Origin of the sequence: Pseudomonas sp. P9_35, assembly GCF_034008205.1 — a bacterium.
GTDB classification, from domain to species: Bacteria; Pseudomonadota; Gammaproteobacteria; order Pseudomonadales; family Pseudomonadaceae; genus Aquipseudomonas; species Aquipseudomonas kilonensis.
The window spans coordinates 2,029,391-2,049,975 of sequence record NZ_CP125373.1; the positions used below are offsets into that span (position 1 = coordinate 2,029,391).

The 20,585-nt window shown below is 62.0% G+C and carries 15 protein-coding genes; 10 read left to right on the forward strand and 5 right to left on the reverse strand.

The genetic code is table 11. The features are described from left to right. Window positions 1–181: 181 nt before the first annotated feature. The 3 genes from ngg to mnmC form a co-directional block, all read right to left on the reverse strand. Window positions 182–1,927 (reverse strand): N-acetylglutaminylglutamine synthetase, encoded by a 1,746-nt coding sequence (gene ngg / locus QMK47_RS09080; RefSeq protein ID WP_320390061.1) that lies wholly within the window; start codon window positions 1,925–1,927, stop codon window positions 182–184. Window positions 1,928–1,930: 3 nt separating this feature from the next. Then, window positions 1,931–3,703 (reverse strand): N-acetylglutaminylglutamine amidotransferase, encoded by a 1,773-nt coding sequence (locus QMK47_RS09085; protein ID WP_320390062.1) that lies wholly within the window; start codon window positions 3,701–3,703, stop codon window positions 1,931–1,933. Window positions 3,704–3,981: 278 nt separating this feature from the next. Next, entirely contained in the window at window positions 3,982–5,964 is a 1,983-nt protein-coding gene (gene mnmC / locus QMK47_RS09090; RefSeq protein ID WP_320390063.1) for a bifunctional tRNA (5-methylaminomethyl-2-thiouridine)(34)-methyltransferase MnmD/FAD-dependent 5-carboxymethylaminomethyl-2-thiouridine(34) oxidoreductase MnmC, read from the reverse strand. A 516-nt stretch (window positions 5,965–6,480) separates the two neighbouring features. Here mnmC and pap point away from each other — a divergent pair. Together pap and QMK47_RS09100 are read left to right on the forward strand one after the other, a co-directional pair. Continuing rightward, on the forward strand, window positions 6,481–7,995 hold the full coding sequence (gene pap / locus QMK47_RS09095) for a polyphosphate:AMP phosphotransferase (protein ID WP_258690595.1): 1,515 nt from the start codon (window positions 6,481–6,483) through the stop codon (window positions 7,993–7,995). 103 nt (window positions 7,996–8,098) lie between these two features. Then, a complete protein-coding gene (locus QMK47_RS09100; protein ID WP_253472486.1) occupies window positions 8,099–9,283 on the forward strand; it encodes a thiolase family protein in 1,185 nt (394 codons plus the stop codon). A gap of 189 nt (window positions 9,284–9,472) precedes the next feature. Here QMK47_RS09100 and QMK47_RS09105 read toward each other — a convergent pair whose 3' ends face one another. Beyond that, window positions 9,473–9,670 carry a DUF6316 family protein gene (locus QMK47_RS09105; RefSeq protein ID WP_253472489.1) on the reverse strand — a complete coding sequence of 66 codons (198 nt, stop codon included), beginning with the start codon at window positions 9,668–9,670 and terminating at the stop codon, window positions 9,473–9,475. A 190-nt stretch (window positions 9,671–9,860) separates the two neighbouring features. On the opposite strand from QMK47_RS09105, the gene QMK47_RS09110 reads away from it, so the two are divergent. After that, window positions 9,861–10,811: a DMT family transporter gene (locus QMK47_RS09110; protein ID WP_320390064.1), complete on the forward strand. Its 951-nt coding sequence runs from the start codon at window positions 9,861–9,863 to the stop codon at window positions 10,809–10,811. A 175-nt stretch (window positions 10,812–10,986) separates the two neighbouring features. Here QMK47_RS09110 and QMK47_RS09115 read toward each other — a convergent pair whose 3' ends face one another. Next, window positions 10,987–12,381 (reverse strand): class II fumarate hydratase, encoded by a 1,395-nt coding sequence (locus QMK47_RS09115; RefSeq protein ID WP_253472495.1) that lies wholly within the window; start codon window positions 12,379–12,381, stop codon window positions 10,987–10,989. Window positions 12,382–12,583: 202 nt separating this feature from the next. Between QMK47_RS09115 and QMK47_RS09120 the strand changes: the two genes are divergently transcribed. The 7 genes from QMK47_RS09120 (at window position 12,584) to QMK47_RS09150 (ending at window position 20,581) form a co-directional block, all read left to right on the forward strand. Next, window positions 12,584–13,111: a DUF2059 domain-containing protein gene (locus QMK47_RS09120; RefSeq protein ID WP_214510769.1), complete on the forward strand. Its 528-nt coding sequence runs from the start codon at window positions 12,584–12,586 to the stop codon at window positions 13,109–13,111. A gap of 12 nt (window positions 13,112–13,123) precedes the next feature. Further along, a complete protein-coding gene (locus tag QMK47_RS09125; protein WP_014337210.1) occupies window positions 13,124–13,423 on the forward strand; it encodes a BolA family protein in 300 nt (99 codons plus the stop codon). Between the two features lie 260 nt (window positions 13,424–13,683). Next, complete coding sequence (locus QMK47_RS09130; RefSeq protein ID WP_214510770.1) at window positions 13,684–14,625, forward strand: rhodanese-related sulfurtransferase; 942 nt, start codon at window positions 13,684–13,686, stop codon at window positions 14,623–14,625. 36 nt (window positions 14,626–14,661) lie between these two features. Further along, window positions 14,662–15,264, forward strand: coding sequence for a DsbA family protein (locus QMK47_RS09135; RefSeq protein ID WP_170845901.1), 603 nt, complete (start codon window positions 14,662–14,664; stop codon window positions 15,262–15,264). Continuing rightward, the gene (locus QMK47_RS09140; protein WP_320390065.1) at window positions 15,257–17,083 is read left to right on the forward strand and encodes an ABC transporter ATP-binding protein; all 1,827 of its coding nucleotides are present in this window, start codon (window positions 15,257–15,259) and stop codon (window positions 17,081–17,083) included. Before QMK47_RS09135 ends, QMK47_RS09140 begins: the two co-directional genes overlap by 8 nt. Before the next feature lie 190 nt (window positions 17,084–17,273). Further along, on the forward strand, window positions 17,274–19,733 hold the full coding sequence (locus QMK47_RS09145) for an EAL domain-containing protein (protein ID WP_258690598.1): 2,460 nt from the start codon (window positions 17,274–17,276) through the stop codon (window positions 19,731–19,733). Between the two features lie 77 nt (window positions 19,734–19,810). Then, on the forward strand, window positions 19,811–20,581 hold the full coding sequence (locus QMK47_RS09150; RefSeq protein ID WP_250886181.1) for a TenA family transcriptional regulator: 771 nt from the start codon (window positions 19,811–19,813) through the stop codon (window positions 20,579–20,581). The last annotated feature ends 4 nt before the right edge of the window (window positions 20,582–20,585 follow it).

Sequence of the window (20,585 nt, forward strand, 5' to 3'; positions counted from 1 at the left end):
TCCTGATGGGTTGAGCGCATCGATGGTTTCGATGAGTGTGTCCGACTGTTGAATGGCGGTGCCTGAACCAGCTCATCGCGAGCAAGCTCGCTCCCACAGAACACAGAATGTGTAAACACCAGAAATCCCATGTGGGAGCGAGCTTGCTCGCGATGGCGTCTGTTCAGGCACTACACCTCTGCTAGGCCACCGTCTGGCTATGGGGAAACAACAAATCCACAAAGCGCTCGGCGGTGGGTTGTGGTTCGTGGTTGGCCAGGCCTGCGCGTTCGTTGGCTTCGATGAACACGTACTCGGGTTGATCGGCCGCCGGCACCAGCAGGTCGAGGCCGACCATGGGGATGTCCAGCGCCCGTGCGGCGCGCACCGCTGCATCGACCAGGGTCGGATGCAGGATCCCGGTGACATCCTCCAGCACGCCGCCGGTATGCAGGTTCGCCGTACGCCGTACGAACAGGTGCTCCCCGGCGGGCAGCACGCTGTCGTAGTCAAACCCTGCCGCGCTGAGCGTGCGCAGGGTCTCGGCGTCCATCGGAATTTTGCTTTCGCCGCCCGTGGCCGCTTGGCGTCGGCGGCTCTGGGCTTCGATTAGCTCGCCGATGGTGTGCCGGCCATCGCCGATCACCTCCGCCGGGCGCCGGATCGCCGCCGCCACGACTTCAAAGCCAATCACCAGGATGCGCAGGTCCATCCCCTCGTGGAAACTTTCCAGCAAGACCTGGCTGTCGAACTGCCGGGCCGCTTCGATGGCGCTCTGCACCTCCTCGATGGTGCGCAAATCCACCGCCACGCCTTGGCCTTGTTCACCGTCAAGCGGCTTGACCACCACCCGTTCGTGCTCGTCGAGAAACGCCAGGTTGTCATCGGCATTGCCCGCCAACTGTTGGGCTGGCAGGTTCAGGCCGGCGTTTTTCAGCACCTTGTGGGTCAGGCTTTTGTTCTGGCACAGCGTCATGCTGATGGCGCTGGTCAGGTCGCTCAAGGATTCGCGGCATCGGACCCGGCGGCTGCCATGGACCAGGGTGAACAAGCCGGCCTCGGCATCGTCCACCTGCACGTCGATGCCTCGGCGGTGAGCTTCTTCGACAATGATTCGCGCATAAGGATTGAACTGCGCTTCGGGGCCTGGCCCCAGGAACAACGGCTGGTTGATGCCGTTCTTGCGTTTGATGGCGAAGGTCGAAAGATTGCGAAAACCGAGTTTGGCGTAGAGGTTTTTCGCCAGGCGATTGTCGTGCAACACCGACAGGTCGAGGTAACTCAAGCCACGGCTCATGAAATGCTCGATGAGGTGACGCACCAGTACTTCGCCAACGCCGGGCCGCGGACATTGCGGGTCGACGGCCAGGCACCAGAGGCTGCTGCCGTTTTCCGGGTCGTTGAAAGCCTTCTGGTGATTCAGGCCCATGACGCTGCCGATCACCGCACCGGTGTCGTTATCTTCGGCCAGCCAGTAGACCGGGCCGCCCTCATGGCGCGGGGTCAGGCGCAGTGGGTCGATAGGCAACATGCCCCGGGCCTGGTAGAGCTGGTTGATGGCCTGCCAGTCGGTCTCGCTCTGGGCCCGGCGAATCCGGAAACCGCGAAACACCCGGGTGGACTGGCGATAGTCGCTGAACCACAAGCGCAAGGTGTCGGACGGATCGAGGAACAGTTGTGCCGGTTCCAGCCCCAGCACTTGCTGGGGTGCGGCCACGTACAAGGCAATGTCCCTTTCGCCGGGTTGTTCGTTGAGCAGTTCCCGGGCCAGGCTCGCCGGGTCCGGGAAGGTATGGCCGATCAACAGTCGGCCCCAGCCGCAATGCACCGCGATCGGGTCGGCGCCCAATTCGCTGCCGTCTTCGGCCAGGCGTGCCTGCAGGCGTTCGTAGGAGGGCGCCTGGCCGCGCAAGAGGCGTTGGTTGTGAACGGTTGCGTGAGGTTTCATCGATCAGATTCCTTGCTCGCTGAGCCACAGGTTCAGCGCCGCCAGTTGCCACAGTCGCGAGCCGCGCAATGGCGTGAGCTGGCCGTTGGGGTCGGTGAGCAGGTGGTCGAGCATGGCCGGGTTGAACAGGCCGCGATCCTGGCTCGGATCCAGCAGCAGTTCGCGAACCCAGGCCAGGGTGTCGCCTTCCAGGTGCTTGAGGCCTGGCACCGGGAAATAGCCTTTCTTGCGGTCGATCACCTCGCCGGGGATCACCCGCCGGGCGGCTTCCTTGAGCACCTGTTTGCCGCCATCGGGCAGCTTGAACTTCGCCGGGACCCTGGCCGAAAGTTCCACCAGGCGGTAGTCCAGGAAGGGCGTGCGGGCTTCCAGGCCCCAGGCCATGGTCATGTTGTCGACGCGCTTGACCGGGTCGTCCACCAGCATCACGGTGCTGTCCAGGCGCAGGGCCTTGTCTACCGCCGCATCGGCCCCGGGCTGGGCGAAATGTTCTTTGACGAAGTCACCGGCCGCGTCGTTGGTCGTCAGCCATTTGGGCTGCACGGTGGCGGCATATTCTTCGTAGCTGCGGTCGAAGAACGCGGCGCGATAGGCCGCGTACGGATCGCTGGCGCCATCGACCTGCGGGTACCAGTGGTAACCGGCGAACAGCTCGTCGGCGCCCTGGCCGCTTTGCACCACTTTGCAGTGCTTGGCCACTTCCCGCGACAGCAGGTAGAAGGCGATGCAGTCGTGGCTGACCATCGGTTCGCTCATGGCACGGAACGCTGCCGGCAGTTGCTCGATGATCTCTTTTTCGTCGATACGCAGTTGGTGGTGGCGGGTGCCGTAGTGCTTGGCGATCAGGTCCGAATACTGGAACTCGTCACCGCGCTCGCCGCCAGCATCCTGGAAACCGATAGAGAAGGTCGACAGGTCTTCTACGCCGACTTCCCGCAGCAGGCCCACGAGCATGCTCGAATCCACGCCACCGGAAAGCAGTACGCCGACATCCACGGCGGCGCGTTGGCGAATGGCGACCGCTTCACGGGTGCTGTCGAGCACGCGGTCGATCCAGTCTTCCAGGTTCAGGTGCTGTTCGTCGGCCCGTGGTCCGTAGGGCAGGGTCCACCAGGTTTTCTGCTCGGTGCTGCCGTCGGCTTCGATGCGCATCCAGGTGGCGGGCGGCAGTTTTTCAACACCGGCCAGCAAGGTGCGGGGTGCCGGGACCACCGCGTGGAAATTCAGGTAATGATTGAGAGCCACCGGGTCGAGCATCGGGTTGATGTCGCCGCCCTTGAGCAGCGCCGGCAATGCCGAGGCGAAACGTAGCCGTTGGCTGGTGCGCGACAGGTACAGCGGCTTCACGCCGAGGCGATCGCGGGCGATGAATAGCCGCTTGGCATCGCGTTCCCAGATGGCGAAGGCGAACATGCCGTTGAGCTTGGGCAGCAGCGCTTCGCCCCAGGCGTGATAGCCCTTGAGCAGCACTTCGGTGTCGCCACCGGAATAGAAGCTGTAGCCCAGGGCTTCGAGCTCGCTGCGCAGTTCCGGGTAGTTGTAGATCGCGCCGTTGAAGGCCAGGGACAGGCCCAGCTGATTGTCGATCATCGGCTGGGCCGAGCCGTCCGACAGGTCCATGATTTTCAGGCGCCGATGGCCCAGGGCAATCGGCCCCTGGCTATGAAAACCCCAGGCGTCGGGGCCGCGAGGGGCCAGGTGATGGGTGATTCGCTCTACGGCCGCAAGGTCCGCAGGTTGTTGATCGAAACGTAACTCTCCAGCTAATCCGCACATAAGTCCTTACCGGTTTTTCCGTTGGGGAGGGGTCAAGCCGCACCCGCCAAAAGGGCGGGTACCCTGAAACTGACCGGAGGGATTGCTGTGAGTTTTAGATCGATGCGTTATAAGCCGGCGGGTAGGGGGTGCCCCATGCCTCACGGGATAAGAGGAACCTGTGGGAGCGAGCTTGCTCGCGATAGCAGTGGGGCAGTCAACTCAGATGCCAACTGATCCACCGCCATCGCGAGCAAGCTCGCTCCCACAAGGGATTGGGGCACACCATTAAATGGGTGTTAGACCTTGCCCCGAATCAATGCCCGCAACGCGAACCGGTTCGGATGGCAGGCCTCGGCCACGCTGCGGGGCAGTGGCAGGGGTTCGTTGTCCAGCCAGGCGGCGATCAGTTCGCCCGACAGCGGGGCGGTGATCAGGCCTCGGGAACCGTGGCCGCTGTTGATGTACAGGCCATCGAGCCACGGGCAGGGAGTGTCTGGCACCTGTCGGGCGTCCTTGCCGAGGGCCGCATAGGCCTCGGTAAAGGCCGGGCGGTCGGCTAATGGGCCGACAATCGGCAGGTAATCCGGGCTGGTGCAACGGAATGCCGCACGGCCTTTGAGGCGTTCCGGGTCCAGGCTGCCGGCGTTCAGGCGGTCCACCAGGTCCAGGGAGATTTCTTCGAGCATCTGCAGGTTGCCGGCGTGCTCGGCAGCGGTGGGCGTCAGGTCGTCGCTGTTGAAATCGAAACTGGCGCCCAGGGTGTGCTCGCCCAGCCGCGGCGGGGCCACATAGCCTTCGGCGCACACCACGGTCGCCAGGCTCTGGCTGCGGCTGGTTTGCGGCAGTCGGGTGATTTGCCCGCGAATACGCTTGAGCGGCAAGTCGGCGGCCGGTTCGAAACGTTTGATTTCGGCGGCGCTGGCGAGGATCGCCACCGGCGCGCTGGCCAGGCATCGTTCGCCGTCCCATGCCTGCCACTGGCCGTCCACGCGGCGCAGTGACAACACTTCATGATGGGGCTGCACGTCAATCGTCGTGCCCGAGGCTTGCCAACGACACAACGCCGGTGGATGCACCCAGCCGCCCTCGGGATAAAACAGACCACCACAGGCCAGGCCGATGCCGGACCGCACCTGCGCCTCGGACTGATCGAGGGTGTGCAGCAAATCCCTTGGGAACGCCTCGGCCAGTTGCGCCTGACGCTCGGCCTCCTTGCTGTTGAAGGCCAGTTGCAAGACGCCGCAGGCGTCCCAGTCAGTGCCGCGTTGCAGTTGCTCCAGCACGCGCCGGGTGTAACCGAAGCCGCTGAGGATCATCTGCGACAACGCCGTGCCGTGGGCCGACAGCTTGAGGTACAGCACACCCTGGGGGTTGCCGGAAGCTTCTTCGGCCAACCCGGCATGACGCTCCAGCAGCGTCACCTGCCAGCCACGCGCGGCGAGGCTGGCGGCGCTGGCACAACCGGCCAGGCCGCCGCCGATCACCAGTGCCCGGCGTTCGCCGGTCAGCGCGGCGGGGCGGGCGTACCAGGGTTTTGCCGAGGACGGCGCCGGTGTCTGCTCCGGCCAGCCGAGAAACACACCGCGCAGGATTTCCCACTTATGACCAATGCCCGGCGTGCGCTTCATCTTGAAGCCTGCCGCGTTCAGCAACCGCCGGACCCAACCGGTGCTGGTGAAGGTGCTGAGGGTAGCGTCGGGGGCGGCCAGCCGGGCCAGTTCGGCGAACAGCTCGGCGGTCCACATCTCGGGGTTCCTGGCCGGCGCGAAGCCGTCGAGGAACCAGGCGTCGATCTGTCCGTCCAGCTGCGGCAACTGCTCCAGGGCATCGCCGATCAACAGGGTCAGCGTCACCCGTCCGCCTGCCAGGACCAGGCGCTGGAAACCCTGGTGGATGGCCACGTACTGCTCAAGCAATTGCTCAGCCTGAAGGCTCAGTTGGGGCCACAAGGCCAGGGCCCGGCGCAGGTCCTCGGGGCTCAAGGGATACTTCTCGACACTGACGAAATGCAGTCGGGCGCCTGCCGGTGCGCACTGTTCGAACAGCTGCCAGGCGCAGAGGAAATTCAAGCCGGTGCCAAATCCGGTTTCGCCGATCACCAGCCGCCCGTCATCGGCCAGGGCCGCGAAACGCTCGGCCAGGTTGTTCTGCTCAAGGAATACATAACGGGTTTCTTCCAGCCCCGACTGGTCGGAAAAATACACATCGTCGAACACCCGCGAACGCGGGCGACCCTGATCATCCCAGTCGAGTTGGGCGTGTTGCTGGATGGGCGTCATGGCTGGCTCGGTCAAAACTGAGCGGCCATTCTAGCCGATCGATTGCCGATTGCTCCGGTGCATACGCATCTGTAGGAGCTGTCGAGTGCAACGAGGCTGCGATCTTGTTCCGAACAATTGAGTCGAAAGCGAACGATCAAGATCAAAAGATCGCAGCCTCGCTTCGCTCGGCAGCTCCTACACAAAGCACACGGGCCGCATCCAATCTGTAGGAGCTGTCGAGTGCAACGAGGCTGCGATCTTGCCCCAGTCAATTGAGTCGAAAGCGAACGATCAAGATCAAAAGATCGCAGCCTCGCTTCGCTCGGCAGCTCCTACACAAAGCACACGGGCCGCGTCCAATCTGTAGGAGCTGTCGAGTGCAACGAGGCTGCGATCTTGTTCCGAACAATTGAGTCGAAAGCGAACGATCAAGATCAAAAGATCGCAGCCTCGCTTCGCTCGGCAGCTCCTACACAAAGCACACGGGCCGCATCCAATCCGCTAGTCTTGGCCCATCCCCGGAAGGAGCTGCCCATGTTTGAATCCGCTGAAATCGGTCATGTCATTGATAAAGACACCTTCGAGGCCGAAGTGCCGGCCCTGCGTGAAGCGTTGCTGGAGGCGCAGTTCGAGTTGCAGCAGCAGGGCCGGTTCCCGGTCATCGTGCTGATCAATGGCATCGAAGGCGCGGGCAAGGGCGAGACGGTGAAGTTGCTCAACGAGTGGATGGATCCGCGGCTGATCGAAGTGCGCACCTTTGACCAACAGACCGACGAGGAATTGGCGCGGCCTCCGGCGTGGCGCTATTGGCGAATGCTGCCGGCCAAGGGGCGCATGGGAATTTTCTTCGGCAACTGGTACAGCCAGATGCTGCAGGGCCGGGTCCATGGCGAGTTCAAGGACCCACGGCTCGACCAGGCGATTGCCGGTGCCGAGCGCCTGGAAAAAATGCTTTGCGACGAAGGCGCACTGATCTTCAAGTTCTGGTTCCACCTGTCCAAGAAGCAGATGAAGGCCCGGCTCAAGGGGCTCAAGGATGACCCACTGCACAGCTGGCGCATCAGCCCGCTGGACTGGCAGCAGTCCCAGACCTACGACAAGTTCGTCAAATACGGCGAGCGTGTGCTGCGCCGCACCAGTCGCGATTACGCCCCGTGGCATGTGATCGAAGGCGTGGACAGTTATTACCGCAGCCTCACCGTCGGGCGGATCCTGCTCGACGGCTTGCGCCAGGCCCTGGACCGTCCGAAGGTCAAACCGCAAAAGGTCGGCGTGGCGCCGCTGCCCGCGCTGGACGGCCAGGTCACGCTGCTCGACAGCTTGGACATGACCCGTCGCCTGGACAAGGCCGATTACGAAGAACAGCTGATCACCGAGCAGGCGCGGTTCGCCGGCCTGCTGCGGGACAAGCGCATGCGCCAGCATTCCTTGGTGGCGGTGTTCGAGGGCAATGATGCGGCAGGCAAGGGCGGGGCGATCCGGCGGGTCGCGGCAGCCCTGGACCCGCGTCAATACAGCATCGTGCCGATTGCCGCGCCCACTGAAGAAGAGCGCGCCCACCCCTACATGTGGCGGTTCTGGCGGCATATTCCCGCGCGGGGCAAGTTCACCATGTTCGACCGCTCCTGGTACGGCCGGGTGCTGGTGGAGCGGGTCGAAGGGTTTTGCAGCCAGGCCGACTGGCTGCGGGCCTACGGAGAAATCAACGACTTCGAGGAGCAGGTTGCCGATGCCGGCGTGGTGGTGGTCAAGTTCTGGCTGGCCATCGACAAGGAGACCCAACTGGAGCGTTTCCAGGAACGCGAGGACATCCCGTTCAAGCGCTTCAAGATCACCGAGGATGACTGGCGCAACCGCGACAAGTGGGACGCTTACCGGGCCGCCGTGTGCGACATGGTCGACCGCACCAGCACCGAGATTTCCCCTTGGACATTGGTGGAAGCCAACGACAAGCGCTGGGCGCGGGTCAAGGTGTTGCGCACCCTCAACCAGGCGCTGGAGGCGGCTTTCGAGCGAAGTGCAAAGCAGGCTCGCAAGAAGAAGGGCTAGGGCGATGGGTGCGCATACGCGGGGTGAATGATTGTCGCAGTCGGTTATGCAGTGGATTTATGCTCGATTCACTCTCAACCGACTCCAACAATGAGGTACAGCCATGCGTGAAGTGGTGATCGTCGACAGCGTACGGACCGGCCTGGCCAAGTCCTTTCGCGGCAAGTTCAACATGACCCGTCCAGACGACATGGCGGCCCATTGTGTCGATGCCTTGCTGGCGCGCAACGACATCAACCCGGCCAGTGTCGAGGACTGCATCGTCGGGGCCGGGTCCAATGAAGGCGCCCAGGGCTACAACCTCGGGCGCAACGTGGCGGTGCTCTCGCGATTGGGCACCGGCACCGCCGGCATGACCCTCAACCGCTTCTGTTCCTCGGGCCTGCAAGCCATTGCCATCGCCGCCAACCAGATCGCTTCAGGTTGCAGCGACATCATCGTGGCGGGCGGCGTGGAATCCATCAGCCTGACGATGAAAAGCGTCAACACCGACCACCTGATCAACCCGCTGCTCAAGGAGCAGGTGCCCGGGATCTATTTCCCCATGGGCCAGACGGCCGAGATCGTTGCCCGTCGTTACCAGGTCAGCCGCGAGGAACAGGACCGCTACGCCTTGCAGAGCCAGCAGCGCACCGCCAAGGCCCAGGCGGCCGGGTTGTTCGATGACGAAATCATCTCGATGGCGGTCAAGTACCGGGTCGAGGACAAGAACACTGGCGCTGTGCAGATCCTCGACGGCGTGGTCGATCGCGACGATTGCAATCGCCCGGACACCACCTACGAAAGCCTGGCAGGCCTGAAGCCGGTGTTCGCCGAAGACGGTTCGGTGACGGCGGGCAACTCGTCGCAGTTGTCCGACGGGGCTTCGATGACCTTGGTGATGAGCCTGGAAAAGGCCCTGGCGCTGGGGCTCAAGCCCAAGGCGTTTTTCCGTGGCTTCACCGTGGCCGGTTGCGAGCCGGACGAGATGGGCATCGGCCCGGTGTTTTCAGTGCCCAAGCTGCTCAAGGCCAAGGGCTTGCAGATCGCCGATATCGATCTGTGGGAACTCAACGAGGCCTTTGCTTCCCAGTGCCTGTACAGCCGCAACCGACTGGAAATCGATCCCGAGAAATACAACGTCAACGGCGGCTCGATCTCCATCGGCCATCCATTCGGCATGACCGGCTCGCGGCAAGTGGGGCATCTGGTGCGCGAGCTGCAACGACGCAACCTGCGCTACGGCATCGTGACCATGTGCGTGGGTGGCGGGATGGGGGCTACGGGGTTGTTTGAGGCGGTGAGATAGCCACGGGCTTATGGCGCCAGAGGCTTTTGTGGCCATGGAGCTTTGGTGGCGAGGGAGCTTGCTCCCGCTCGGCTGCGAAGCAGGCGCCAAGCGGCCGATGCGGTTTATTGATGGGGCAGGGGCCGCTTCGCGACCCAGCGGGAGCAAGCTCCCTCGCCACAAGAGCGCGGCGCCAGCCATGGGTTTGACTTAGCTGGCAACCTGAGTCAACTGCTGCATCCGCTGGATATACGCTGCTATCTCCATTTCTGCCGCCTCGCGGGTGGCGAACGGACCCTCCTGGGTGCCCTCACGTGTATTGAAATAAAACTCGCCGTTAACCCGGCAGATCCGGTCACTGCGAAAAATAGTCGTAGGGGCGGGATCCAAGGCGCGTTTTCCAAGCATGTCGGGTCTCCAGAGCGCAGCGAGGTCTGTTTCAAATGAGCATATGTGTTGTCCCTGATTCCCGCCTGTCCAGCCGATCGACGGCTACGACCCCTACAATCCCATGGGCGGCCTTTGCCCAACTGTCCCTGTGTCATGACGCAATAGACGCCTAGAATGGACGTCCTTTGTCTTGGGCTTCGAGGGTTGCATGCACATATCGTCCGGTCGCTGGGTCTACGGTCTGTTCCTCGCCCTGCTGACTGCCCTGCTCTGGGGAATCCTGCCGATCAAGCTCAAGCAAGTGCTGCAAGTGATGGACCCGGTCACCGTGACCTGGTTTCGCTTGCTGGTGTCCGGCGGTTTGCTGTTCATCTATTTGGCCACCACCCGGCGCCTGCCCAGTCACAAGGTCCTTGGCCCACGCGGCGGCTGGCTGGTGGCGATGGCGGTGCTCGGGCTGGTGGGCAACTACGTGTTGTACCTGATGGGCCTGAACCGCTTGAGCCCCGGCACCGCACAACTGGTGGTGCAGATGGGGCCGATCATGTTGCTGGTCGCCAGCCTGTTCGTGTTCAAGGAGCGTTTCAGCGTGGGGCAGGGCATCGGCCTGCTGGTGTTGCTGATCGGTTTTACGCTGTTTTTCAACCAGCGCCTGGGCGAGTTGCTGACGTCCCTGAGCGACTACACCGCCGGAGTGCTGATGGTGTTGCTGGCGTCGACGGTCTGGACGTTTTATGCCCTGGGCCAGAAGCAACTGTTGACGGTGTGGAATTCGTTGCAGGTGATGATGGTGATCTACCTGTTCTGTGCGTTGCTGCTCACGCCCTGGGTGCATCCGTTGGAGGCGCTGCAATTGAGCCCGTTGCAAGGCTGGCTGTTGCTCGCATGTTGCCTCAACACCCTGATTGCCTATGGCGCGTTTGCCGAAGCCTTGGCCCATTGGGAGGCGTCGCGGGTTAGTGCGACCCTGGCGATCACGCCGCTGGTGACGTTCGCCGCAGTGGCGATGGCGGCTTGGTGGTGGCCTGATTATGTCCATGCCGAGCAGATCAATCTGTTGGGGTATGGCGGGGCGGTACTGGTGGTGCTGGGGTCGGCGCTGGTTGCCCTGGGCCCGTCGCTGATCGCCGGGCTCAGGGCCAGGCGCGTGGGGCGTTAGCCCCCTGTGGGAGCGAGCCTGCTCGCGATGGCGGTTTGTCAGGCAACAGTGATGTCGAGCCTGCCGGCCTCATCGCGAGCAAGCTCGCTCCCACAGTGATCTTCAGTGGACGCAATAGGCCCCCCTTGTGGGAGCGAGCTTGCTCGCGATAGCGGCCTATCGCTCAACGCAACACTCAGCCCTGGCTACCCGCCTCCAGCATATTCTCCGGCCGCACCCAGGCATCGAACTCTTCATCGGTCAGGTACCCCAGTTGCAGCGCCGCCTCACGCAGGGTCAAGCCTTCGCCATAGGCTTTCTTGGCGATTTCTGCAGACTTGTCGTAGCCGATGTGCGGGTTCAGTGCAGTCACCAGCATCAACCCACGCTCCAGGTGCGCGGCCATCTGCTCGGCATCCGGTTCGAGCCCGGCGATGCAGTGCTGCTGGAAGTTGCTGCAGCCATCGGCCAGCAGGCGAATCGATTGCAACAGGTTGTGGATGATCACCGGTTTGAACACGTTCAACTGCAAATGCCCCTGGCTGGCGGCAAAGCCGACGGTCACGTCGTTGCCCATGACCTGGCAGGCCAGCATCGACAAGGCTTCGCACTGGGTCGGGTTGACCTTGCCGGGCATGATGGAACTGCCCGGTTCGTTGGCCGGCAGTTTCACCTCGGCGAACCCGGCCCGGGGTCCGGAGCCCAGCAGGCGCAGGTCGTTGGCAATCTTCATCAAGGTCACAGCGAGGGTTTTCAGTGCGCCGGACAGGGACGTCAGGGGTTCATGGCCGGCCAGCGCGGCAAACTTGTTCGGCGCGGTGACGAACGGCAGGCCCGACAGCGCCGCCAGTTCAGCGGCAATCGCTTCGCCGAAACCATGGGGTGAATTGAGCCCGGTGCCGACCGCCGTGCCGCCCTGGGCGAGTTCGCAGACCGCCGGTAGCGCGGCGCGGATCGCTCGTTCGGCGTAATCGAGTTGGGCAATGAACGCCGACAGTTCCTGGCCAAAGGTGATTGGCGTGGCATCCATCATGTGGGTACGGCCAGTCTTGACCAGCTTCATGTAGCGCGCCGCCAGTTCCGCCAGGCCGCCGGACAGCTCGCTGATGGCCGGGAGCAATTGCTGGTGGACGGCCTGGGCGGCGGCAATGTGCATCGCGGTGGGGAAGCAGTCGTTGGAACTCTGCGAGCGGTTGACGTGGTCGTTGGGGTGCACGGGGCTCTTGCCGCCGCGGGGGTTGCCGGCCAGTTCGTTGGCGCGCCCGGCAATCACCTCGTTGACGTTCATGTTGCTCTGGGTTCCGCTGCCGGTCTGCCAGACCACCAGTGGAAACTGGTCGTCATGCTGGCCGTCGAGCACTTCGTCGGCGGCCTGTTCGATCAGGCGGGCGATGTCGGCGGGGAGGTCGCCATTGCGATCATTGACCCGTGCGGCGGCTTTCTTGATCAGTGCCAAGGCGTGCAATACCGACAGCGGCATGCGTTCGTTGCCAATGGCGAAGTTGATCATGGAACGCTGCGTCTGGGCGCCCCAGTAGGCGTCGTCCGGGACTTCAACCTGGCCAAGGCTGTCGGTTTCGATACGGCTCATCGGGTCAAACTCCTTAAGGGCTGAATGCGCAGTTTAGGCCCAGATGGGCGGCACCGGTTCCCTCAATCATCCCTCAATCTAGGGGCGGTGGGTTCGGCCCGTCAATCGGACCCGGCAAGCATCGGGGTTGAGGCCCAGCGTTTTTTAGGCGCAGAATGGTCGCCCTTGGGGTTTTACCTCGCCTGTAATGAAAGGAAACTCGATGACCCGTCTTCGTGCCATCTGTACCGCAGTTGCTCTGGTGTGTGCCAGCGGCCCTGTTTTCGCCGATACCGCCAGCCACAACGCCAGCGCCGAAGCGTTCCTGACCCTGGCGCACGCCGACAAACTGGGCACTCCGGTATATATGCAAGTGCAGCAGATGTTTGCCCAGCGCTTTGAACAGACCAAGGCCCCTGAGTCGAAAAAAGCCACCCTGGAAACCTACCAGGCCAAGGCCAATGCCGCGTTGGACCAAGCTATCGGCTGGAACAAGCTCAAGCCGGACATGGTCAAGCTCTACACCAGCAACTTCAGCGAATCGGAGCTCAAGGACCTGGTTGCTTTCTATCAATCGCCACTGGGCAAGAAAGTCCTGGAAAAAATGCCGCAGCTGACCCAGCAGTCGGCCCAACTGACCCAGGCCAAGCTTGAAAGCGCGGTACCGGTGGTCAACAAGCTGCTGGCGGACATGACGGCCGAGCTCGAGCCAAAAGCCGCCGCCCCTGCCCCTGCCAAGAAAAAGCCGTAAGCGGAGCCTGGTATGAGCATGCAACAACGCATCGAATCGACACTCGGGCTCTTGCAGCCCGAGCACTTGCAAGTGCTGGATGAAAGCCACATGCACAGTCGTGGCCTGCAGACCCACTTCAAGGCCGTGGTGGTCAGCCAGCAGTTCGAAGGGCTCAATCGCGTCAAGCGCCATCAGAAGGTCTACGGCACGCTGGGCGAGCTGATGGGCGAATTCCATGCGTTGGCGCTGCACACCTACACCCCCGAAGAATGGGCCCAGATCGACGCAGCCCCGGCTTCGCCGACGTGTGCCGGTGGCAGCAAGCACTGAGCTGGTAACCTGTTCTTAATGGCGAGGAGGCTTTTGTGGCGAGGGAGCTTGCTCCCGCTGGGCTGCGAAGCGGCCCCCTGAGCGACGGCTTCGCCGTCGAACGGGAGCAAGCTCCCTCGCCACAATTGATCCGACCCCACGGAGCGTGCAGCTCCTAAAGCCACATTGTTTTTGTTAGAATCCGCAACGCGCCTTCCCGGGCGCGTTTTTTTTCGCATCCGGTTCACCCTTTACGAGGGTAGCCACCTGGAGAAACACCCATGGCACAACCCATTGTCGTGGCGGCACTGTATAAGTTCGTCACCCTTGAAGATTACGTCGAGCTGCGTGAGCCCTTGCTCAAGGCCATGCTCGACAACGGCATCAAAGGCACGTTGCTGATCGCCGACGAAGGCATCAACGGCACGGTCTCCGGCACTCGCGAAGGCATCGACGGCCTGCTGGCCTGGCTCAAGAACGATCCGCGCATGATCGACATCGACCATAAAGAGTCGTACTGCGATGAACAGCCGTTCTACCGCACCAAGGTCAAGCTCAAAAAAGAAATCGTCACCCTCGGCGTCGAAGGCGTGGATCCTAACAAGCAGGTCGGCACCTATGTCGAACCACAGGACTGGAACGCGCTGATCAGCGATCCGGAAGTGTTGTTGATCGACACCCGTAACGATTACGAAGTGTCCATTGGCACCTTCGAGGGCGCCATCGACCCCAAGACCACCAGCTTTCGTGAATTCCCTGAATACATCAAGGCCAACTTCGACCCGGCCAGGCACAAGAAAGTCGCGATGTTCTGCACCGGCGGCATTCGTTGTGAAAAAGCCTCCAGCTACATGCTCGGCCAGGGGTTCGACGAGGTCTATCACCTCAAGGGCGGCATCCTGAAATACCTCGAAGAGGTCCCTCGGGAAGAAACCAAGTGGCGCGGCGACTGCTTCGTGTTCGACAACCGCGTAACCGTCCGCCACGACCTCAGCGAAGGGGACTACGATCAATGTCACGCTTGTCGTACTCCGGTAAGCGTAGAAGACCGCGCCTCGGAGCACTATGTGCCTGGCATCAGTTGCCCGCACTGCTGGGATAAACTGAGCGAGAAGACCCGTCGCAGCGCCATCGACCGGCAGAAGCAGATCGAGTTGGCCAAGGCTCGCAACATGCCGCACCCGATCGGCTACAACTACAAGCAAACATCTTCCGAGGCTTGAACCATGGCGTCACGCCTGCTCTATGTGATGGACCCGATGTGTTCCTGGTGCTGGGGCTTTGCGCCGGTGGCCGAGGCGTTGGTAGAGCAGGCGCAGGCCGCGGGGGTGGAGTTGCACCTGGTGGTGGGTGGTTTGCGCACCGGCAGCGGTTCGGCGCTGGAGCCGACTACCCGGCGCTACATTCTTGAACACTGGCAGGCGGTCACCCAGGCCACCGGCCAGCCCTTCAAGCTTGAAGGCGCGTTGCCGGACGGTTTCGTCTACGACACCGAGCCTGCCTGCCGGGCACTGGTCACGGCCCGCAGCCTGGCCCCGGACCTGGCCTGGAAGTTGGTGAAGCTGATCCAGCAGGCTTTTTATGTGCAAGGTCGCGATGTGACCCACGCCAGCGTGCTGGTGGAGCTGGCCGAACAGGCCGGGCTGCCCCGCATCGAATTCGCCGCGGCCTTCGATCGCGCCGATCAACATGCGGCCACCGCTGCGGATTTCACCTGGGTACAGGACCTGGGCATTGCCGGGTTCCCGACACTGTTGGCCGAGCGTGATGGCCAGTTGGCCTTGCTGACCAACGGTTACCAGCCCCTGAGCCAACTGTCGCCTTTGCTTGGCCGCTGGCTGGAGCGCGCGACCTGTGCCTGATCGGCCGCCAGATACATCGGCCTCGCAGCGCATCGACCGGTTGAGTTGGGCGGAAATCCGTCGCCTGGCCCTCAAGCATAAAAAAGCCCTGTGGATCGCCAACGGCGTGGCCGTGCTGGCGACGCTGTGCAGCGTACCGATCCCGTTGCTACTGCCGTTGCTGGTGGATGAAGTCCTGCTGGGGCATGGCGATGCGGCCCTGAAAGTCATGAACCAGGCGTTGCCCATGGGCTGGCAGCGCGCGGCCGGCTACATCGGGCTGATGTTGCTGGCGACCCTGGCCCTGCGCTGTGGCGCATTGCTGTTCAACGTGGTGCAGGCGCGCTTGTTCGCCCGCTTGGCCAAGGACATCGTCTATCGCATTCGCATCCGCTTGATCGAACGTCTCAAGCGAATTTCCCTGGGTGAATACGAAAGCCTGGGCAGCGGCACCGTGGCGGCCCATCTGGTCACCGACCTGGATACCCTGGACAAATTCATCGGCGAAACCCTCAGTCGTTTCCTGGTGGCGATGCTGACCCTGGTGGGCACCGCCGGGATCCTGGTGTGGATGCACTGGGAGCTGGCGTTGCTGATCCTGCTGTTCAATCCGCTGGTGATCTACGCCACGGTGCAGCTGGGCAAGCGGGTCAAGCATCTCAAGAGGCTGGAGAACGACAGCACCTCGCGCTTCACCCAAGCCTTGACCGAAACCCTGGATGCCATCCAGGAAGTGCGCGCCGGTAACCGCCAGGGGTATTTCCTTGGCCGCTTGGGGATGCGCGCCAAGGAGGTCCGCGATTACGCCGTGAGTTCGCAGTGGAAAACCGATGCCTCGAACCGCGCCAGTGGTCTGCTGTTCCAGTTCGGCATCGATATTTTTCGCGCAGCGGCCATGCTCACCGTGGTGTTTTCCGACCTGTCCATCGGCCAGATGCTGGCGGTGTTCAGCTATCTCTGGTTCATGATCGGTCCGGTCGAGCAGCTGTTGAACTTGCAGTACGCCTATTACGCCGCCGGCGGTGCCTTGAACCGGATCAATGAACTGCTGGCCCGGGCCGACGAGCCCCAGTACACGGGCGTCGTCGACCCATTCAAGGGCCGTGACACGGTGGGCATCGAGATCCAGGGGTTGAGTTTCGGCTACGGCGAGGAGCTGGTGCTCAACCAGTTGAACCTGTCCATCTCGCCGGGCGAGAAAGTCGCCATCGTCGGGGCCAGCGGCGGCGGCAAGAGCACCCTGGTACAGCTGTTACTGGGACTGTACACGCCACAATCGGGCAGCATTCGTTTTGGTGGCGCCACGCAACAGGAGATTGGCCTGGAGACCATCCGGGAGAATGTTGCAGTGGTGTTGCAACATCCGGCGCTGTTCAACGACACGGTGCGGGCCAACCTCGCCATGGGGCGTGAGTGCAGTGACGACGACTGCTGGCGCGCTCTGGAAATCGCCCAGCTCGATGCCACCGTACGGGCGCTGCCCCAGGGCCTGGCGAGCGTCGTTGGGCGTTCCGGGGTGCGGCTGTCGGGCGGACAGCGTCAACGGCTGGCCATCGCTCGCATGGTATTGGCCGACCCACGGGTGGTGATTCTCGACGAAGCCACCTCGGCACTGGACGCTGCGACCGAGTACAACCTTCACCAGGCATTGGCGCGTTTTTTGAGCGCACGCACCACGCTGATCATCGCCCACCGGCTCTCGGCGGTGAAGCAGGCCGATCGGGTATTGGTGTTCGACGGTGGGCAAATCGCCGAGGACGGCGACCATTTGCAACTGATTGCCGAAGGTGGCCTGTACGCCCGACTCTATGGTCATTTGCAACAGATTCAGCAGCCTTGAGTTTCTAGCGCTTTTCTGCGCTTAGTATCGGAAAAAAAGCAGGCAAACACGCCGATTTTTCTGAATTCCACGCAAAGTCTGTCGATCTGTTCATCCATTCATTCGATGGGTTGAAAACTAGCCTAGGCTATTGAGTCTGGAGCGGAATTCTGGCGGGTGTTTGTCCGGCGATACCTGTGCAAGGGACCTCATGAAGCAAAAGCAGACTCTCGGAACACCACGGCTGCTGGGCATCGTCTGGCCCTTTATCGCCGTCGTGCTATTTCAGGCATTGCTTGGCGGCGTCAGCCTTTACGTGCTGTCCGCCGTTCGCGGCTATGTGGCGGGAGAGAGTCTCTGGTCCAAGGGGCAGAAAGACGCCATCTATTACCTCAACCTCTACGCTGACAGCCGCGACGAGGCGATTTTCCGCAAATACCAACAAGCCATTGCCGTCCCCGAGGGCGGTCATGACCTACGGGTGGCGCTGGACCGCGAACCGCCGGATCTGGAAGCTGCACGGGCCGGAATTCTCCAAGGTGGCAACCATCCTGATGACGTGTCCAGCGTGATCTGGTTGTACCTCAATTTTCGCCACTTCAGTTACCTGGAAGAAGCCATCGATCTCTGGACGGTGGGCGACGGCTACCTGATCGAGCTGGATAGCGTCGCCCGGCAGATGCACAGCAGCATTACCGCAGGCCAGGCGTCGGAGGCGGATATCCGCGGCTGGAAGGCCCGGATATTTGCGATCAACGATTCCGTTACCCCGGCTGCCAAGGCATTCAGCGACGCACTGGGCGAGGGCTCGCGTTTCATCCTGCGGCTCTTGTTGGTGACCAATTTCGCCACGGCCCTGGGGTTGATCGTCCTGGCGTTGTTGCGGACCCATAAATTGCTCGCCCAGCGGCAGGTGTTTGCCAATGCGCTGCAGATGGAGAAAGAGCGGGCGCAGATCACCCTGCAATCCATTGGCGACGGGGTCATCACCACCGACGTCGAGGGTGCCATCGCCTACATGAACCCCGCTGCCGAAGCGATGACCCATTGGAAAACCGAACACGCCACGGGCTTGCCCCTGGGGGCGTTGTTCAATTTGCTCGATGACAATGCCCAGACCGAGGGGCTGACCCTGATCGAGCACATCCTCAGCGGCCGGCTCAGCGGTGCCAGCGAACATTCCAAACTGATCCAGCGCCTGGATGGCAGCACCGTATCGGTCACCCTGGTGGGCGCGCCAATCCGTCATGCGGGCAAGGTCAGCGGCGCCGTGCTGGTGTTGCATGACATGACCCAGGAACGCCAATACATCGCCAACCTGTCGTGGCAGGCCACCCATGACGCCCTGACTGGCCTGGCGAACCGCCGGGAATTCGAGTATCGCCTCGAGCAGGCCTTGCACAACCTCACTCGCCAGGTCGGGCGCCATGCCTTGATGTTTCTCGACCTGGATCAGTTCAAGCTGGTCAACGACACCTGCGGCCATGCAGCGGGTGACGAATTGTTGCGGCATATCTGCGCCTTGCTGCAATCAGGGTTGCGGGAAAGCGACACCCTGGCCCGGCTGGGCGGGGATGAGTTCGGGATCTTGCTGGAGAACTGTTCGCCGGAATCGGCGGAAAAAATTGCCGAAGGGCTGCGCCAGACCGTGCAGAACCTGCACTTTGTCTGGAAGGGCCGGCCGTTCGTGACCACCGTGAGCATCGGCCTGGTGCATATCGCCCAGACACCGACGACCCTCGAGGCGTCCCTGCGGGCTGCCGACATGGCCTGCTACATGGCCAAGGAAAAGGGCCGCAACCGGGTCCAGGTCTACCATGCCGACGACTCGGAGCTGTCCCTGCGTTTTGGCGAAATGGCCTGGGTCCAGCGCTTGCACATGGCCCTGGAGGAAAATCGCTTCTGCCTCTACGCCCAGGAAATCGCCGCGTTGGGCCCGGGCGAGCATGGCGGCGGGCACATTGAGATCCTGTTGCGCCTGCATGACGAAGCCGGGCGGATGATCCTGCCGGACAGCTTCATTCCCGCGGCGGAACGCTACGGCTTGATGACGTCCCTGGACCGTTGGGTGGTGGAGAATGTCTTCAAGATCATCCGCCAGTGCCTGAATGAATCGCGACAAGGGCCCATGGCGATGTGTGCGATCAATCTGTCAGGCACAACTATAGGAGATCAGGCGTTCCTCGACTTCCTGCGTAAACAGTTCGCGGCCTACTCGATTCCGCCGGAAATGATTTGTTTTGAAATTACAGAGACCAGCGCTATTTCGAATCTGGGCAGTGCGATCCGCTTTATCAATGAACTCAAGAGCTTGGGATGTTACTTCTCGCTGGATGACTTTTGCGCCGGAATGTCTTCATTCGCTTACCTGAAACATTTACCTGTAGACTTCCTGAAGATCGACGGGAGTTTCGTAAAGGATATGCTGGACGACCCGATTAACCGTGCAATGGTCGAAGTGATCAATCACATCGGCCACGTCATGGGTAAGCGCACGATTGCCGAGTTTGTTGAAACCGCCCAGATCGAGCAGGCATTGCTGGAAATAGGGGTGGATTACGCTCAGGGGTATGTGATCGAACGCCCGCAATTGTTTACCTGCGACACGTTGCAATGTCGGCCGGCCCGGCCCCAGCCGTTGTTATTCAAGGCCCCCGGCACGTTCCGCTGAACCTCTTGTTGATCCGGAAAATCACAATCAAAAGGAGCCCGACAGTGATCGACATATTCAACCGAACAGGCCCGCTCATGGACGCCACGAGCTATCCGAAATGGGCACAGCAGCTCATTACCGATTGCAGCGAGAGCAAGCGCCGGGTTGTCGAACACGAACTGTATCAGCGCATGCGCGACAACAAGCTCAGCGCCAGGACCATGCGCCACTACCTCATTGGTGGTTGGCCGGTCGTCGAACAGTTCGCTTTATACATGGCACAGAACCTCACCAAGACCCGCTTTGCCCGCCACCCCGGCGAGGACATGGCGCGTCGCTGGCTGATGCGCAACATTCGTGTCGAACTCAACCATGCCGACTACTGGGTCAACTGGAGCGCCGCCCATGGCGTGACCCTGGAAGACCTGCAAGCCCAGCATGTGCCGCCTGAGCTGCATGCCTTGAGCCACTGGTGCTGGCACACCAGTTCCTCGGATTCGCTGATCGTGGCCATCGCCGCGACCAACTATGCGATTGAGGGGGCCACGGGAGAGTGGTCGGCGCTGGTGTGTTCCAGTGGTGTCTACGCGGCCGCGTTCGCCGAGGAAGACCGCAAGCGGGCGATGAAATGGCTGAAGATGCATGCCCAGTACGACGATGCCCATCCTTGGGAAGCGCTGGAAATCATCTGTACGCTGGCGGGAATGAACCCAAGCAAAGCCCTGCAAACGGAGCTGCGCCAGGCCGTGTGCAAGAGCTATGACTACATGTACCTGTTCCTGGAGCGTTGCATGCAACTGGAGCAGTCGGAGACGGTGAGCAAGTCCTCATCCACCCGTGAGCGCCTGGCACTGGCGGAAAGCTGATTTC

Bases quoted from the DNA above. Each gene is read 5' to 3' on its own strand.
- ngg (WP_320390061.1), bottom strand. From the start codon at position 1,927: ATGAAACCTCACGCAACCGTTCACAACCAACGCCTCTTGCGCGGCCAG.
- QMK47_RS09085 (WP_320390062.1), bottom strand. From the start codon at position 3,703: ATGTGCGGATTAGCTGGAGAGTTACGTTTCGATCAACAACCTGCGGAC.
- mnmC (WP_320390063.1), bottom strand. From the start codon at position 5,964: ATGACGCCCATCCAGCAACACGCCCAACTCGACTGGGATGATCAGGGT.
- pap (WP_258690595.1), top strand. From the start codon at position 6,481: ATGTTTGAATCCGCTGAAATCGGTCATGTCATTGATAAAGACACCTTC.
- QMK47_RS09100 (WP_253472486.1), top strand. From the start codon at position 8,099: ATGCGTGAAGTGGTGATCGTCGACAGCGTACGGACCGGCCTGGCCAAG.
- QMK47_RS09105 (WP_253472489.1), bottom strand. From the start codon at position 9,670: ATGCTTGGAAAACGCGCCTTGGATCCCGCCCCTACGACTATTTTTCGC.
- QMK47_RS09110 (WP_320390064.1), top strand. From the start codon at position 9,861: ATGCACATATCGTCCGGTCGCTGGGTCTACGGTCTGTTCCTCGCCCTG.
- QMK47_RS09115 (WP_253472495.1), bottom strand. From the start codon at position 12,381: ATGAGCCGTATCGAAACCGACAGCCTTGGCCAGGTTGAAGTCCCGGAC.
- QMK47_RS09120 (WP_214510769.1), top strand. From the start codon at position 12,584: ATGACCCGTCTTCGTGCCATCTGTACCGCAGTTGCTCTGGTGTGTGCC.
- QMK47_RS09125 (WP_014337210.1), top strand. From the start codon at position 13,124: ATGAGCATGCAACAACGCATCGAATCGACACTCGGGCTCTTGCAGCCC.
- QMK47_RS09130 (WP_214510770.1), top strand. From the start codon at position 13,684: ATGGCACAACCCATTGTCGTGGCGGCACTGTATAAGTTCGTCACCCTT.
- QMK47_RS09135 (WP_170845901.1), top strand. From the start codon at position 14,662: ATGTGTTCCTGGTGCTGGGGCTTTGCGCCGGTGGCCGAGGCGTTGGTA.
- QMK47_RS09145 (WP_258690598.1), top strand. From the start codon at position 17,274: ATGAAGCAAAAGCAGACTCTCGGAACACCACGGCTGCTGGGCATCGTC.
- QMK47_RS09150 (WP_250886181.1), top strand. From the start codon at position 19,811: ATGGACGCCACGAGCTATCCGAAATGGGCACAGCAGCTCATTACCGAT.